This is a genomic window from Pedobacter suwonensis, from assembly GCF_900111825.1.
Classification (GTDB): Bacteria; Bacteroidota; Bacteroidia; order Sphingobacteriales; family Sphingobacteriaceae; genus Pedobacter; species Pedobacter suwonensis.
This window is the reverse complement of sequence record NZ_FOJM01000018.1, coordinates 120,397-136,867: the sequence shown is the minus strand read 5'-3', so window position 1 is coordinate 136,867 and position 16,471 is coordinate 120,397. Positions and strand designations below refer to the sequence as shown.

At 40.1% G+C, this 16,471-nt stretch carries 10 protein-coding genes and 1 tRNA gene; 5 read left to right on the top strand and 6 right to left on the bottom strand.

What is annotated here, in order from left to right; translation table 11 throughout:
• From BM107_RS20960 to BM107_RS20950, 3 genes are all read left to right on the top strand, one after another.
• Positions 1–1,701, top strand: a complete 1,701-nt coding sequence (locus BM107_RS20960) for a RagB/SusD family nutrient uptake outer membrane protein (protein WP_090986986.1) — start codon at positions 1–3, stop codon at positions 1,699–1,701.
• Between the two features lie 22 nt (positions 1,702–1,723).
• The gene (locus BM107_RS20955) at positions 1,724–3,247 is read left to right on the top strand and encodes a glycoside hydrolase (protein ID WP_090986984.1); all 1,524 of its coding nucleotides are present in this window, start codon (positions 1,724–1,726) and stop codon (positions 3,245–3,247) included.
• 130 nt (positions 3,248–3,377) lie between these two features.
• The gene (locus BM107_RS20950) at positions 3,378–5,219 is read left to right on the top strand and encodes a glycoside hydrolase family 35 protein (RefSeq protein ID WP_090987015.1); all 1,842 of its coding nucleotides are present in this window, start codon (positions 3,378–3,380) and stop codon (positions 5,217–5,219) included.
• A gap of 237 nt (positions 5,220–5,456) precedes the next feature.
• Here BM107_RS20950 and BM107_RS20945 read toward each other — a convergent pair whose 3' ends face one another.
• Entirely contained in the window at positions 5,457–6,071 is a 615-nt protein-coding gene (locus BM107_RS20945) for a Crp/Fnr family transcriptional regulator (protein ID WP_090986982.1), read from the bottom strand.
• Between the two features lie 373 nt (positions 6,072–6,444).
• Here BM107_RS20945 and BM107_RS20940 point away from each other — a divergent pair.
• Positions 6,445–6,517: transfer RNA gene (locus tag BM107_RS20940), tRNA-Lys, on the top strand.
• A 296-nt stretch (positions 6,518–6,813) separates the two neighbouring features.
• Here the strand turns inward: BM107_RS20940 and BM107_RS20935 are convergent.
• Together BM107_RS20935 and BM107_RS20930 are read right to left on the bottom strand one after the other, a co-directional pair.
• A complete protein-coding gene (locus BM107_RS20935) occupies positions 6,814–7,206 on the bottom strand; it encodes a type II toxin-antitoxin system VapC family toxin (protein ID WP_090986980.1) in 393 nt (130 codons plus the stop codon).
• Entirely contained in the window at positions 7,193–7,423 is a 231-nt protein-coding gene (locus tag BM107_RS20930) for a hypothetical protein (protein WP_090986979.1), read from the bottom strand. The genes BM107_RS20935 and BM107_RS20930 overlap by 14 nt, the downstream gene beginning before the upstream one ends.
• A 1,627-nt stretch (positions 7,424–9,050) precedes the next feature.
• Here BM107_RS20930 and BM107_RS20920 point away from each other — a divergent pair.
• A complete protein-coding gene (locus tag BM107_RS20920) occupies positions 9,051–11,174 on the top strand; it encodes an AAA family ATPase (RefSeq protein WP_090986975.1) in 2,124 nt (707 codons plus the stop codon).
• 354 nt (positions 11,175–11,528) lie between these two features.
• Here BM107_RS20920 and BM107_RS20915 read toward each other — a convergent pair whose 3' ends face one another.
• The 3 genes from BM107_RS20915 to BM107_RS20905 all read right to left on the bottom strand — a co-directional run bounded on the left by BM107_RS20915 (position 11,529) and on the right by BM107_RS20905 (position 15,530).
• Positions 11,529–12,842 carry a gluconate:H+ symporter gene (locus tag BM107_RS20915; RefSeq protein WP_090986973.1) on the bottom strand — a complete coding sequence of 438 codons (1,314 nt, stop codon included), beginning with the start codon at positions 12,840–12,842 and terminating at the stop codon, positions 11,529–11,531.
• A 6-nt stretch (positions 12,843–12,848) separates the two neighbouring features.
• Positions 12,849–14,564, bottom strand: a complete 1,716-nt coding sequence (locus tag BM107_RS20910) for an IlvD/Edd family dehydratase (protein ID WP_090986971.1) — start codon at positions 14,562–14,564, stop codon at positions 12,849–12,851.
• Between the two features lie 129 nt (positions 14,565–14,693).
• Positions 14,694–15,530: a fumarylacetoacetate hydrolase family protein gene (locus tag BM107_RS20905; RefSeq protein ID WP_090986969.1), complete on the bottom strand. Its 837-nt coding sequence runs from the start codon at positions 15,528–15,530 to the stop codon at positions 14,694–14,696.
• Positions 15,531–16,471 lie beyond the last annotated feature (941 nt).

The window sequence follows — 16,471 nt, the reverse complement described above, 5'->3', positions numbered from 1 at the left end:
ATGAAAATCAAATCAATATATATAACACTTTTAGGCCTATCCCTTGTTTCGGGGGCTATGCTGGGCTGTAAAAAAGAAATTTTAAACGTCGAACCAACAGATATTCTTTTGCCTGCTACCATAGAAAATGATACGACAGCATTAGAGGCTTATATAACCAACCGGTATCTGGGCACACGCTTACAGGATAAAGAAGGTGATGGATCTGTACCAGGTTTTGGCAGAGGTTTTGAATACAGCATGTGGAGTTCTTTTACTGATGAATCTGTTTACAATAATGATGATGCGACCTGGTTGATCCAGAGAGGGCAGCTGGCTCCCGAAAATTTAGGAAGCGCTGGCGTATATTGGGGAAGAAGTTATCGCGGTATCAGAGAATGTAATTACGCACTATCAGTACTGTCCAAAATTTCAATGAGTGCAACACATAAAAAACAATTGATAGCTGAGATTAAATTCATCAGGGCTTTTCGTTATCAGGATTTAATCAGAAACTACGGCGGCATCGTCTTAATGGGCGATAAGATAGTTGAGCTTTCGGATAATCTACAAGATCCGGCATTGTTTCAACGTGCTTCGATTAAAGAATCTATAGATTATGTGGCCGGTCAGCTCGATCAGGCTGCTGCAGATTTACCTTTAGATAATAGTGGCAGCTGGTTAATTGGTAGAGCTACTAAAGGTGCGGCATTGGCACTTAAGTCGCGTTTACTGTTGTATGCTGCAAGTCCGTTGTATAATGCAGGTACCTGGCAGGCAGCTGTTACGGCAGCCCAGGCGGTGATCTCTTTAAATAAATATGGAATATATACCGGGGGATACGCAAACTTGTTTTTAACTGACCAGAGTAATGAAGTTATTTTTGCAAGGTTGTTTACCAAAAATGCCAACCATACCCATTTGGAAATTGCAAACGGGCCTAATGGTTATGGCGGTTGGGGCGGAAATTTACCAATGCAGAACCTGGTAGATGATTACGAAATGGCCAACGGTAAACCGATAACCGATCCCACCTCTGGTTATGATAGCAACGAACCGTATAAAGGTCGTGATCCACGTTTTGCAGCTACCATTTTGTATAATGGCGCAGCCTACCGTGAGCGTAACGTAGAAACCTTTGTACCGGGAGGAAGAGACAGTAAAGATGGAAATGACAACTGGAATACCAGTAAAACCGGATATTACCTTAAAAAATTCATGAATGATGCCTATCCATTACAAAATCCATGGGGCAATGCAGGTTTTCAACCATGGATTTATTTTAGATATGCAGAAATTTTGCTTAACTATGCTGAAGCTGCAAATGAAGCTTATGGACCTGATGCTGTTCCTTCGGGATCTACCATGTCTGCAAGAGATGCTGTAAACATGGTGAGGGCCAGGCCAGGCGTTAATATGCCTGCATTGGCAATCGGAATTACACAGACACAAATGCGCGATGCGGTACGCTATGAGCGTAGGGTAGAACTTGCTTTCGAAGAACATCGTTTTTATGATGTAAGGAGGTGGAAAATTGCTGATGTAACCGAAAACAAACCTGCCGGCGGCGTGACGATTACCAAAACAAATAACGGTTTTACTTATACGCCTAAAGTTGCGTTAGACGGACGCAAGTTCGAAACCAAACACTATTGGTTACCAATACCAAGAGCCGAAATTTTAGCATCAGGTGGTAAATTGCAGCAAAACCCAGGTTACTAATAAATAGAAATTAATTGTTTACATGTTAAAGTCATCCTCCAATCTAAACCGTTTTTTTATCTGTCTGGCCTTATTTTTATATGGTAGCGTAACGCTTGCACAAGAAACGCCTCTAAAAATAGAAATAGATCCTGCCATCACATTCCAAACCATAGAGGGTTTTGGCGCTTCTGATGCATGGACTTGTCAGTTCGCAGGTTTATGGCCTGCAGAAAAAAAGGATAGGATGGCCGATTTGCTTTTTAGCACCCAAACCACAAAAGCGGGGCAACCACTTGGTATTGGGCTTAACATGTGGCGTTTCAGTATTGGAGGCGGTAGTGCCGCCCAAGGTAAGGCAAGCGATATTGGCGACGAATGGCGTCGTCAATACGCTTTTCTGCAGCCTGATGGTACTTATGACTGGAACGCAATGCCCGGTCAAACCTGGTTTTTAAAAGCAGCCCAAAATCGTGGCGTAAAGCAGTTTATCGGCTTCGTAAACAGTCCGCACGTATTATTTACCAAAAATGGCAAAGCCTATTCTACAGATGGAAACTGCAACCTGAATTTTGATAAACTTCCACAGTTTACCGATTACCTGGTTAAAACCATTAAAGGCATAAAGAAAACAACCGGAATAGAACTCAACTACCTCAGCCCTGCAAACGAGCCGCAATGGAAATGGAATGAACATAATCAGGAAGGCTGTCCGTACAACAATACCGAACTTGCTCAACTTTACCGGGGTGTTAATGATGCTTTGGTTAAGAATCAGATGAAAACCAAAATACAGATAGGAGAGGCCGGTCAGCTTGATTATTTATATAATAACGGAAATAGTGCGAAGGGAAACCAGGTACAGCAGTTCTTTAATCCGGCATCTCCCAATTATGTTGGCAACCTTTCAAATATAGATCAATCCATTTCTGCTCACAGTTATTTTACCACCAGTCCGGAAGAAAAGTTTATTGGTGTCCGTAAGAAAACAGCCGAAGCCGTAGCGCAAATAAAAGGGTTAAGGTATTGGATGTCTGAATATTGCGTACTTGGTGATGAGGTGCTTAAAGGCGAAAAACGTGATCTGGGCATGGTTACAGCACTTTTTATCGCCAGGCTGATCCACCATGACCTCGTGATATCTAACGCAACCTCATGGCAATGGTGGTTGGGCGTATCCACCGGCGATTATAAGGATGGTTTGGTTTATATCGATAAAAATAAAACAGATGGACAGGTTTATGATAGTAAACTGCTGTGGGCCCTGGGTAACTATAGCCGTTTTATTAACCCTGGCAGTAAGCGGCTTCAGGTTAAAACCCTGGGGGCAGATTTGCCTCAGGTTAATGTATCATCCTATCAGCAAAATAAAAAGATTGTCACTGTAGTGGTTAACCCTACAGAAAATGATCTTGAGCTGAACATGGAGGTAAAGGGAAGTAAGCAAAGTGCTGTACAAACCTATGTTACATCAGATCAATACAATTTGTCGCCCTATAAACAATATCAGGATACCAAACAGTTGCGTATTCCTGCTAAGTCTGTTACCACTGTAATCAGCAATTAAACCTGATTAATTTGAAATTATAACGTTACTCATTTTATAAATCCATAAACATTTGGTTTGTGCTGTAAAGCATTTTATAAAATGATATGGGAAAACTATGCTTTTGATTTTTTTAAATAATACCTTTTTGATGAAACCTACCTTAAAACACCTATGGATTAAAGTAATTTTAATTACTTGTTTTGCCAGCTTTGGTGCATTTGCGCAAAGTAAGCATACTTTTAAACTGGCAGACTCGGTTTTTCTGCTTGATAACAAACCCTTTCAGATTATTTCGGGAGAAATGCATTATCCCCGGATACCGAGAGAAGCCTGGCGCGATAGAATGAAAATGGCCAAAGCCATGGGCCTAAATACCATTGGTACTTATGTATTCTGGAATGTACACGAGCCGCAGAAAGATCATTTTGATTTTTCTGGTAATAATGATATTACTGAATTTGTTCGTATTGCAAAAGAAGAAGGTTTATGGGTATTGCTTCGCCCGAGTCCGTATGTATGTGCCGAATGGGAATTTGGCGGTTATCCGTATTGGTTGCAGAACATTAAAGGTTTACAGGTAAGGAGCAAAGAAGCACAATATTTAAAAGAGTACAAGGAATATATTACCGAAATTGGTAAACGTTTAGCGCCTTTGCAGGTTAACCATGGGGGCAACATCTTAATGGTGCAGGTAGAAAACGAATATGGTTCTTATGGAAACGATAAAGAATACCTGAAAATTAATGAGCAGCTGTTTAAAGATGCCGGTTTTGATGGTGTGCTTTCTACCTGCGATCCGGTTCCTGCATTAGAAGGCGGACACCTGGCTGGTTTACTTCCAGGCGTTAACGGGATCGATAATCCTGATCAGATCAGGGCACTGATCAACAAGTATAACAAAGGTAAAGGCCCTTATTTTGTGCCAGAATGGTATCCGGCCTGGTTCGATTGGTGGGGCACCAAACACCATGAGGTAGATCCAAAAACATATGCCAATAAATTAGATACTGCGCTTAAAGGGGGCATTTCCATCAATATGTATATGTTTCATGGTGGTACAACCCGGGGTTTTATGAATGGCGCAAACTATAACGATTCAACTGCTTACGAACCGCAGATCAGCAGTTATGATTACGACGCGCCTTTAGATGAAGCGGGCAATGCGACACCAAAATTTATGCTTTTCCGCGAAGTGATCAAAAGGAATTTGCCGGCGAACCAGGTACTTTCCGAAGTGCCAGCGGCTAAACCTGCTGCGGCATTGCCAGCCATTAAATTTACCAAATCTACTGATATCTTTAGCCTGATCGGTAAACCAAAGTTAAGTGAACAACCATTAACTTTCGAAGCACTTAACCAACCCTATGGTTTTGTGCTGTATAGCAGTACCATAAAAGGTGGACGTAAAGGCGTAATCAAAATTAACGAACTGCGCGATTATGGCCTGGTATACATCAATAAAAAACTGGTTGGTGTTTTAGACAGGAGGCTTTATCAGGATAGTTTAGCAGTTAATCTTCCTGCCGGTAATGTACAATTGGATATTTTGGTTGAAAACCTGGGAAGGATCAATTTTGGTCCTTACCTGCTTAAAAATAACAAGGGGATTACCAAAAATGTAACTTTTAATGGTAAGGAGATTAAATCGTGGAAAATGTATCCTTTACCTTTTGATCAAACAAACGCCCAAAAAATACAAGCTAAAGTAAACAGCCCATCGGCAGCGGCACTTAAATCAGCCAGCTTTAATTTAACCAAAGTTGCCGATACGTATCTTGATATGCGCCAGTGGGGCAAAGGATTGGTTTGGGTTAACGGACATAACTTAGGTAAATATTGGGGCATTGGTCCGCAACAAACCATTTACCTGCCGGCAGAGTGGCTGAAAAAAGGGAAAAATGAGATTGTGGTTTTTGAATTGCTTAAACCAAAGCAAAATACTTTAACCAGCCTGGATAAGCCTATTTTAAATGAGTTGAAAAGTAAATAATAGTCAGATTTTTTAAAGATTACAAAAGCCATTACGTTTAAATGAAAACGTGATGGCTTTTTTAGTTTAATCTTTAATGTTAATCTGGATTTGAATTAATATCACCTCTCATAGCTTAAATCGGCGTTTACCAGGGGCCGTCACCCTCAACCAAACTTTAGCGAGCTCACCGATGGTAATTTATTTCAGATTCTCACTGTGTTTAGAATGGCGGTTAATATTTTTTGGCGCTGACCATTAAGGCTTGTTCCTGAGTCTGCTCAATGTTTCCAGCCTCATACCCACAAAGGAAGCGATATACTTTAATGGGATACGGTTAATGAGGTGTGGATAAGAAACCAGGAACCTTTGGTAGCGTTTTAACGCCGTCGGAAGCCTGCAGATATACGCCCTTTCAGAGGCGCCCTGAAAATAAATCTGGGTCATCTTTCTGCCCACATAATTTGCGATGGGGAAATTTTCATAAAGCATTTTCGACATTTCATGCGGAATGGCAATCGCAAATACCGGATCTATCGTTTCAATATATTCATCAGAGGCTTCATTCTCCCATAAATTTCTGATGGTTCCTGCCAGTTCATTTTCAGCAGCAATCCAGGTGGTAATTTTTTTATTTCCCATTTTAAGGTAGCCATGCACTGCTCCTTGTAAAATCAGAAAAATGTAACGGTTGCGTTTTAGTGGTGAGGCAATATGTTTGTTTTTGGCAAAATGCACAGGAAATGTATCGCGGTTAATAATGTCTTCCATCTCTGGAGTAAGCGGATGGTAAGAACTAAAGACAGAAATAATTGGTGAAAAACCCCCAAGTGTAGCCCATTTATCTTCACCATAAATATTTTCAATATTCATTAAAAATCAAGTATGTATTAAAGAGTGAAAATAAGTAAGGAAATAAAAAAATCAATGACATTATTTACAACAAATGGGAATTTCAATCATAAATGCAAACAGCGCTAAAAAATACGAAGGTCACTTATTCTTCAATTATGATGTTTGTCCAAGGCTTTTAAGGGGAAAGAAAGATATTTTTTATCAAACCCTGTTCATTTGTGGTTAAAGCTTTTCGAATAGTGATTTTTTTTGTCCTTGTTCAACCAAATGATTTCTAAATATTTAACCCCGTTTTGTGATGTCAGCGTTAACTTTCTGTTAAATATTTTGCATTTACCTTTTGCAAGATTGAATTTAATTCCTAACTTCGCAGCCTCGAAAGGGAGAAAATGATTCCGTAGCTCAGCTGGTAGAGCATTACACTTTTAATGTAGTGGTCCTGGGTTCGAATCCCAGCGGGATCACAGAGAATAGTATCAAAACTACGTAAAAGCTTGCAAATCAAATGATTGCAAGCTTTTTTGTTTGCCGGAAACACCAAAATATGCAATAAATCGCATAAAAAAAGTGAGTGATTCGGTGAGTAGTTTTACAGAGTGGTATACTCGCTAAAAACAACGTAAGTTATTGACTTACATAAATTTAAATCATCGAACGAATTGATACGATTAGACTGCAACGCTAACTTTTGTTAACTTTAAATTAATCAGGGGTTTCGCAGGCCGCACCGAGCTTGGGGAATAAATAATAAATTAATACTTTACCAGCTCTGCAAATTCAGGTTGTCAATTTCCTTAAAGTGCTTGTCCTTGGTGTGTAACTTTAGGTCAAACTGCTTTGATACCGCAGCTATCCACATGTCATTCTCCGGTATTGGCTTACCTTTTTGCAACAAGGCAGTTTTGATTAAGGCATTGTGATTTGCTGTTTCATCATCAGCAATCAGTACATTACACCTCTCTAGAAAAGAGTTGATCTGTTTAATGTGCTTTTTTGGGTTAGCTGATCTGTAAGAACCCAGATATAATTCTCCTAATACAGCAAAAGGAATGTTTATTTCCTCCTCTAAGGTTTCAAGAAACTCTGTAATTGTAGAATTGCCTTTAAATAACTCGATAACGATATTGGTATCTAATAGATTACTTCCAGTCATCTGGGTGGATGGTTTCACAAGATTCTGAAATTATACGTTCCATTTCTTCTGCCTCGTCCTTAGACCAGATTCCAGAAAAATCTTTTAAGCTTGGTGTTTTCTTAACTGTTTTATTATTAGTACTCTTTAATAGCTTCTCCAAAGCAGATAAAGTAGCTTCACTCTTTACTTTGAGCATTTCTTCTATCAAATGTAATTTACGTGTTTCTATGTGCATGGATATGATGTTGAGTGTTAACACAAAAATATAGAATTATTTCTACAATAACCATACCCCTAAATCCTATGAATATGAGCAAATGATTTCGGGTTTTATCTTTTTCGTGATCTTCAGTTATCAATAAAACTATATCCCATCCTTAACCGATCAACAAAGTCTTTAAAATCACCATCATAATGTTTCAATACCAATAGTTGAAAATGGCTTTTTGGAAAAAACTAAGAAGGTCACTATCGATAACTGAATTTAACAGCGCATATCTTCTCGGATTGTAGAACAGCATCGCAAAAATGCTGTGTTATAATTACATTCTATCTGGTGGATTTTTCCGTCAAGCCTTAACCGTAGTTCTAGTTTGTAATAATACATACCCCGTAGAGTTCCACAGGGCTCTACGGATTAGCAATAAAAAAGAGTCTATGACTCACTTTTATTAGCGTTTATAAGTTACTTAATCCGTAGAGATTATGCTTAACACTAACGGACAGAGGGGTATTTTTAAAAAATAATTAAGCAGGGCTATTTGGCACGTAACTGGAGTAAGTTTAACTTTTTGGTGGCTAACCAAAACAATAGTACAGAAACCGATAAATAAGGATAAGCAAGGAAAAAAACGCTGATTAAAACATCTTTGTGTGAATATGAACTCCATGAAGCTACCCTGGAGTCGAAGATACTGATATTGACCAAATAAGATAGCATAAAAAAAGATATCGAACTGATGACATATCTTATTTTGATGCTCAACTTAAACATGTTGAGCAACCACGCTACAGGAAATATAAATATAATCAATAAACTAGTCATCAATATTTCCGTATAAAAAATACAATTTAGGCATATTGCGGATAGCTCTTTTGCATAGGCGTGCATACTAAGGTAACATTGCAGAAAACACAGTACATATGCAATAACAAAAAAATAAATGGTTTTTCTAAATTTCATATCTCACAGCCTTATTTCCCACAAAGCTATCACCTGCAATTTTAATATCAGCAAATCTTAACAGCATTTTTATTTTTCTGTCTAGCTTTAAGCTTATCCAAAAATACTGCCTTTTGTGGTAGGTTCCTATCAATATTCGTTTAAGCGGTATGGTTCAAAGAATGTGAATTGATTTATTGCCTTTAACAAGTTAGTTATAATGGCAAGCCCCTACCTGGTCTTAAAGTTCCACAGGGCTCTACAGATTAGCAAATAGAGAAGAGTCGATGACTCGCTTTTATTAGCGTTTATAAGTTTCTTAATATCCGTGGAGACGCTATGCTTAACGCTAACGGACAGAGTAGTTAGGTCCGGCTGCTGAAAGTACTTGTTATCTACATTATGGAAGTAAAAACAAACTTACTCTATTCGGTATGCTGAGTCTGTATGAATTTTATTTAAATTAGTTCGAGAAATAGGAGAAATGATATTAAAATTCAACAGTGCTTATAAGTCAATCACATCATTATAGGAGACTGAAATCAACGATTTTGCAGTCATCACCGGGCTAAACGGTTCTGGAAAAACGCACCTGCTCAATGCAATTCACAACGGTCAGGTAAATATAAAGGGAATTGATCTTTCGGAGATCATATTTTACAATTACAATGATTTCACCATACATAATGCCGATCCAAGTATGGATGTGCAACTCCAGTCAAAACAAAGTGCATTTCAAAACAAGTCCAGTACATTCAGTCAACGGCTGAATACACAACGATCACAAGTTCTCGATTCCTTTCAGTTGGTTCTGCCTATCGGATATATGCAACTTGGTGAACATTCCTTTCAAAACATTCCAGATTTTGAACGGCTATCAAACTGGTCTGAAGAAGATTTTGAGGTATATGAACAAAAGAGAAATCTTACATACGGTAAGTACCATAATGAATTTATTAGCAACCTAAATCCGCACCAAACGCAGTTTTTCGAATCCATCGGCATCTATTCTTCGTTGGAAAATATTAGGAAAACGATTATAGAAATACGAGATTTCAAAATAGAAGTTGATGCTATGCAAATGCTTAGGTTAAGCGGGTTCAACCTCAACCTTTCCAACTGGAAAGATCAGGAATTAAAAAATATTTTTTCACAGTTTATTGTCGCAGAGAATAAACACAACTACCTGATGAGACAATATTTTTCAGAAGGTATACCATTGATCAATGATCACCTGATAAATTTTCTGCAAATGCTGTTATCTTTACACGGAGAGCATCCTCAGGTTTCTTTGGATTGGTGTTTATCAATTAAAAGCAAAATATCAGAGCTCTATAAACGTCTGGAAAAACATTTGGAGGCAAACCTTGACCCTCAGATTCTAAATATTATAAGGGGCATAAATGGGGATGTTTTTTCTCACATAAACGCAGAAAGTGTCTTCCTAAACCTATATGAGATCAAGCAGGCAGAAAAACAGTATCAAATCCAAAAAAAGCAAAATGAATATACAGGTTATGAAAAGAACTACCTTAACAAAGCAGTACATTACCTAACCGATGAAGAGTTTTTAAAGTATCATGGGGAATCCCCTGTAGATACACTCAATCGTGTACTAAATGAATATGACTGCAATGGTTACGAATTTAAACAGACGGAAATTTCTTACACATTTGGACAGGATGTTCAATCCCAAAGTATTGACGTTTCCTTGTACAATAAAACAGGAAATTATACGACCACATTAGAAGCACTATCATCTGGAGAACGGACTTTATTGGCTCTAGCTTTCACGATCTACAAACTAAAGCAACGAAAAGCGATTACCAGACTATTCCTGATGGACGAGATTGATTCCTCGCTTCATCCTTCTATGTCTAAACGACTTCTCAATGTGCTCTATAACCTGTTTCACAAAGAAATGGGGATTAATATGATCATTTCCACGCACTCCCCTTCAACAGTTGCTTTTGCGCCAACTGAGAGTACTTACATCATGCGTCGAGATCCAAGTCCCAGGCTCATAGTTGCCTCAAAAGATGCTGCTCTGAGCGAGTTGACTGCTGGGGTACCTGCCTTCAGCATCAACTACGAGAACCGCCGTCAGATTTTTGTGGAAAGCCCGAACGATGTCAGTTTCTATGAGGAGTTGGAAAGTATTTACAAAGACCAGCTAAACCCAGATATTTCCTTAAATTTCATCTCCTCTGGAGATGCTCAAAAAGACAAAAACGGCCAGCCAAAATCTAACTGTGCTCAAGTAATTAAAATCACTGGTCTACTAAGGAAGGGTGGAAATAAATTTATTTGGGGAATTATAGATTGGGATTTGGAAAATACGGAAACAAACGATGGTGTTAAAGTTTTAGGGATGAACCATAGATATAGTATTGAAAATTTCTTGTTAGACCCCTTACTGATGGCAATATTGCTATGGAAGGACAAATATGTAAAACCAAGTTTCCTTTACCAGAGTGTTGACACAAAATATTATGATGTAAATGGCTTTAGTCAGGACGCACTGCAGCAAATGATCAATGCTGTGGTCGAACAGATCAAACCCCATTTGGATGCAACTATTCAGGGCGTTCACACTTACCAAACCCATAATGGTATTACACTCAGCCTGCCTGAAAGTTATACTCGGCACCAGGGGCACAAGCTCGAAGAGATTTATCTCAAAGTATTCCCGAAGCTAAACGAAATTAAGCGTGGGGATGAATCAGCATTGAAATTAACCATCATTAAAAAAGTTATTGCCGATTTTAGAAACCTTGCTCCGCAAGACTTGTTGGATATCCTTAAAAATATTCAGGAAGTCTAAGAGATAGTCTCATTAAAATTGCTATAAATCTAATTTTCATATTATGAAGGTTTAATTTCACGCGATCGTTACCATAGCGAGATGCCAATTAGCGAAAAGGCAGCAATGGAACTCACGAACATAACCGGACTAGCGATTATCTAGTTGCATTATACAAAACCAAATGTCGCCACACTCCAGCACCTTAACCAGTTCATATTTAAACAATATGGCTTGTTGTTGGTAAAAATTACGTTCTAATGGGTCGTTTATTTTTACTGGTTCGCAAAGATGTGTCCAAGTCAATTTGTGAGGAAGCTCCTCACAAATTGGAAAGTAAACATAGGCCAATCACATATAATTTAGGTGCTTCAACTAAATTACCTGATCCAATACCAATATCCCAATAATGCCAATCACAGAAACCAGCGTTTCCATCAGCGACCAGGATAAAAATGTTTGTTTAATTGATAATCCTAAATACTCTTTGAAGAGCCAAAAAGAGGAGTCGTTTACGTGAGAACAAAACAGGCTGCCTGAGCCAACGGCGAGTACCATTAAATTGGGGTCGGCACCATGAGGCCCGATAAGCGGAAAAACGATGCCGGCAGCGGTGAGGCCAGCTACGGTAGCCGAACCCAGGCAAAGCCTCAATACCGCGGTAATTAACCAGGCCAGTAACAAAGGCGGCAGCGTTAACCCTTGCAAAATGGCTGCAAGGCTGTTGCTTACGCCGGTTTCTACAAAAACCTGTTTCAAAATCCCCGCGCCACCGATGATGAAGAGGATCATGGCGATATCTTTTGCAGCCTCAACATAAATGGTCATAATGTCGGTTAGCTTTTTGCCTAATCTCATCCCGAGGGTGTAAGTAGCAATACAAATGGTTAATATCATGGCAATGGTTGGATCACCGATAAACCTGGCAACATTTACCACAGCGATATGGTCGCTACATAGCCTGGCGATCAGGGTGGTACCCAAAATGATCAGTACCGGTAGCAATGCAGAAATTATACTGTTGGTGATCCCAGGTAATTCATGATCGGGTAAGTCATCGGCCTTTAACGTAACTGTTGGCTTAGACTGCATTTTGATTAATGCTTTTGCAAAAACAGGGCCTGCAATAATGATAGCCGGTATGGCCACGATTAAACCATAAATAAAGGTCTTCACCAAATCTGCATGAAACTGGCTTACCAAAGCCATGGGCGATGGATGCGGTGGCAAAAAACCATGCATTACAGATAACGAGGCCAGCATGGGTAAACCCACGTATACCAGCGGTAACCTATAATTGTAGGCTACTGAAAAAATAATGGGTATGAGCAATACAAAGCCAACATTATAAAATAAGGGGATGCCTACTATAAAACCCGTTAAAGACATGGCCCAGGTGATGTATCTATAGCCGAAGGTGTTTTTTAATACCGTGGCTATTTTTTGCGCGGCACCACTAAAAGCCACGAGTTTGCCAAGCATGGCCCCCAAAACAATGATGACGGACAATGACCCTAAGGTATCGCCCAATCCTTTATTAACCGTTTGCGGAATATGCGTGGCGGGCATACCCAATAGTAAAGCGGCCGTTACCGATACGATTAAAAAGGCCAGGAAAGTATTCACCTTTGCCCAGGCAATTAACAGTACCAGCATTACGATACAGCACAAAAGAATCAGTACGTCCATGTTGCTTTAGTGGGAGTCTCTGGTTACGGTTGATCCTGACCCGCCTACCAAAAAATCCAGATCAGCACCTTTATCGGCCTGTTGCACATGTTTAATGTATAAGTTGGCATAACCACGTGTGGCAAGGGGAGGAGGCTGTACCCAATTACTTCGCCTGATGGCCAATTCTTCGTCACTCACTTCAAGATGGATCCGTTTGTTGGCTACATCCAGTTCTATCATGTCTCCGTTTTCTACCAGGGCTAAATTGCCACCAATGGCCGACTCTGGCGATACATGCAGTACAACTGTACCATAAGCAGTACCACTCATTCTGCCGTCAGAGATCCTGACCATATCGGTTATGCCCCTGTCGAGCAATTTTTTGGGTAGTGTCATGTTGCCCACTTCGGGCATACCCGGATAGCCAACCGGACCAACCGTTTGCAAAACCATCACACAGTTTTCGTCGATATCCAGGTCAGGGTCATCTATTCTGGCATGGTAATCCTCAATATCTTTAAATACAACAGCCCGGCCGCGGTGCTGCATTAATGCGGGCGTTGCTGCAGATGGCTTGATCACAGCTCCATTAATAGCTAAATTACCTTTTAATACGGTGATTCCAGCTTCGGGAATAATGGGCTGCTCAAATTCATAAATCACTTCCTTATTGTAATTGATGCCTCCGTTACCAATATTTTCTGCGTGCGTTTTCCCACTTACCGTCAGGGTATCCATTTTTAATACAGATTGCATTTGTTTTAAAACAGCAGGTATACCGCCGGCATAATAAAAATCTTCCATCAAAAATTTACCCGAGGGCATGAGATTGACCAGAAGCGGCATTTTGCTGCCAATATCATCAAAATCATCTAAATTGAGTGCTACGCCCATACGCCCGGCAATAGCGGTGAGGTGGATAATAAAGTTGGAGGAACCGCCCACGGCAGCATTTACCTTAATAGCATTTTCAAAAGCGTCGCGTGTTAAGATTTTAGAAATTTTCAAGTCTTCTTTAACCATTTCAACTATTCGCCTTCCTGATAGCTGGGCAAGCCGCTTGCGCCGGGAATCAACCGCAGGGATAGAGGCGCCGCCGGTAAGGCTCATGCCCAGGGCTTCTACCATACAGGCCATAGTGGAAGCGGTTCCCATCGTCATACAATGGCCCGGGCTACGCGACATGCAGCTTTCTACTTCTGCATATTCATCATAAGTAATTTCGCCTCTCTTTAGGTCTTCTGTCAGCTTCCATACACTGGTTCCGGAGCCAATGTCCTGGCCATGGTATTTTCCGTTCAACATCGGCCCGCCTGGCACTACAATGGTCGGTAAATCTACACTTGCGGCGCCCATTAGGGTAGAAGGGGTGGTTTTGTCGCAGCCCGTTAATAATACCACACCGTCAATAGGGTTGCCTCTGATGGATTCTTCGGCATCCATACTGGCGAGGTTACGGAACAACATGGCAGTGGGTTTTAAAAGCGTTTCACCTAATGACATGATCGGGAATTCCAACGGAAAGCCTCCAGCCTCTAATACCCCGCGACGAACACTGTCTGCAATATCGCGAAGGTGGGCATTGCAGGGCGTCAGTTCAGACCAGGTGTTACAGATCCCTATTACCGGCCTGCCGTCAAACATGTCTTCGGGCATGCCCTGGTTTTTCATCCAGCTGCGGTAGATGAGGCCCATTTTATCTTTTTTTCCAAACCAGGTTGAACTTCTATATGGTTTCATATCCAGATTATACTATGTGCGTTATTTTATCTTCTTATTTAGATTTTGGCTGTCAGACACGTGTTAAATTAATCGTTTCATGTGTGCTGGTAATGGCTGGCAACCCGCTGTTTGTTTGCCTGTATTTAATCAGGCAACCACATTGATCAGCGAACCAATCTCCGCAATGGTTATTTTTACGGTATCTCCGCTTTGTAAAGTGAAATCATCAGCGGGGATAATGCCTGTGCCGGTCATCAAATACGTTCCATGATGAAAATCCAGTTCCCGAAACAGGTAATCTACCAATTCGGTATGCTTACGTTTCATCTGGTTAATGGAGATTTCTTCCTTAAAAATAACAGCAGCAGCTCTGGTGATTTCGATGCTGATATGGGTATCCGGATCTATGGGTTTCTCCGCCACCAAAAGGCAGGGACCTAAAGCGGCAGCGCCATTGTATGATTTTGCCTGTGGCAGATAAAGTGGGTTTTCGCCCTCAATATCTCTCGATGATACATCATTACCGATGGTATAACCTTCTATAGTGCCTGCTGAGCAAATAAACAAGGTCAGTTCCGGTTCAGGCACATTCCATTTAGAATCTGCCCTGATGCGTATATTCTCTCCGGTACCCACTGTACGGTAAGCTGGTGATTTAAAAAAAAGTTCGGGCCGGTCTGCATCATATACCCTGGCATAAAAATCGCCGCCCTTTGCATCTTTTGATTCTTCTATTCTGGCTTCCCGGCTCCGGAAATAAGTTACGCCAGATGCCCATACTTCCTGGTTACCGATGGGGGTTAAAATAGCAGTATGGGTGAGTGCTTGTAAATCTTCGTCAGGCTCAAGTTGTTGTAACTCGCTACTTATTGCGTTAAAGAGATTGCTCCTGTTCACAAATGTGTCCCAGTTGTTTTCTTTGCTTAAGAAATATTGGTTATGGTGGTTGATGATAATCCCGCTCGAGGTATTATAGATTCTCATAATAATTATTTGGTTTAGTTGTTGGATAGTAAATTAGATTTGAAACTAATTTACGTATCCAGGCGGTAAATACTAAAGCAAATAAGTGCTTTTAAAACACATTTGCAGCATAATGTTAATATAATACAATAAAATGCTGCGATAGTAAAGTTACGGGTTGGCGTGAGCTGATTGGGTGAATCTGATCGTTATTAATTAACGTGAGTTTAAGGCCTTAATTTCGACATTGCGTATTGGAAAAGAGGATATGTGTAGGTGTACAGCAATTAAACGCTCGCATCCGCTTTTAACGAATGCGTAAGTAGTTAGCGATTTTACCATTTTGTGTTTGAAACACATTATTATTCAACACTCGTTTGGAAACGAGCGTAAGCTTAAGCTGTCTTCTTTCCATCCCAGGCCTATCTTGTCGGCACATCTTTTCGAGGCTAAGTTTTTAGGCGTTTTGCCAGCTTCCTCAAATAATGCATTGTTTTAACCGAAGAACACTGTCAATCCCAAGGGCCGGAGAAATCAAAAAAACAGGTGCAGAGATGGAGCAAATAGCATTGCCAAACCTAAAACGCAGTGGTTTTGTGTTCATAATTGCTAATATAAAGTTTTAAAGAAGTATTGAACACAAAACAGAGTGCCGCTGTTTTTTTGATGTGTATAGGATGGTGCAAAAGGCCCATTGCTGGATTGACTGAGCGCTTTGGGTACTTTGGCGCTCCAAAGTACCATGCCACCGCGGCATAGAGCGGAAAAAAAAATAAACATTTATCTCCAAACTATAGTTTTAAGATCAAAGTTAGTTATTTGCAGGAAAGATGCTGAAATAAATTCAGCATGACGATTGCCAAGGAATGTTTGCTAAAACAAATACTAATTAATTTAGATGTGTCACACAATAAGCGTAGGCGGCAATCTTAAATCGCTTAAATGAATATTAAAATCTAACT

Excerpts from the sequence above, each read along its gene's own strand:
- BM107_RS20960 (WP_090986986.1), top strand. The coding sequence starts at position 1 with ATGAAAATCAAATCAATATATATAACACTTTTAGGCCTATCCCTTGTT.
- BM107_RS20955 (WP_090986984.1), top strand. The coding sequence starts at position 1,724 with ATGTTAAAGTCATCCTCCAATCTAAACCGTTTTTTTATCTGTCTGGCC.
- BM107_RS20950 (WP_090987015.1), top strand. The coding sequence starts at position 3,378 with ATGAAACCTACCTTAAAACACCTATGGATTAAAGTAATTTTAATTACT.
- BM107_RS20945 (WP_090986982.1), bottom strand. The coding sequence starts at position 6,071 with ATGAATATTGAAAATATTTATGGTGAAGATAAATGGGCTACACTTGGG.
- BM107_RS20935 (WP_090986980.1), bottom strand. The coding sequence starts at position 7,206 with ATGACTGGAAGTAATCTATTAGATACCAATATCGTTATCGAGTTATTT.
- BM107_RS20930 (WP_090986979.1), bottom strand. The coding sequence starts at position 7,423 with ATGCACATAGAAACACGTAAATTACATTTGATAGAAGAAATGCTCAAA.
- BM107_RS20920 (WP_090986975.1), top strand. The coding sequence starts at position 9,051 with ATGGATGTGCAACTCCAGTCAAAACAAAGTGCATTTCAAAACAAGTCC.
- BM107_RS20915 (WP_090986973.1), bottom strand. The coding sequence starts at position 12,842 with ATGGACGTACTGATTCTTTTGTGCTGTATCGTAATGCTGGTACTGTTA.
- BM107_RS20910 (WP_090986971.1), bottom strand. The coding sequence starts at position 14,564 with ATGAAACCATATAGAAGTTCAACCTGGTTTGGAAAAAAAGATAAAATG.
- BM107_RS20905 (WP_090986969.1), bottom strand. The coding sequence starts at position 15,530 with ATGAGAATCTATAATACCTCGAGCGGGATTATCATCAACCACCATAAC.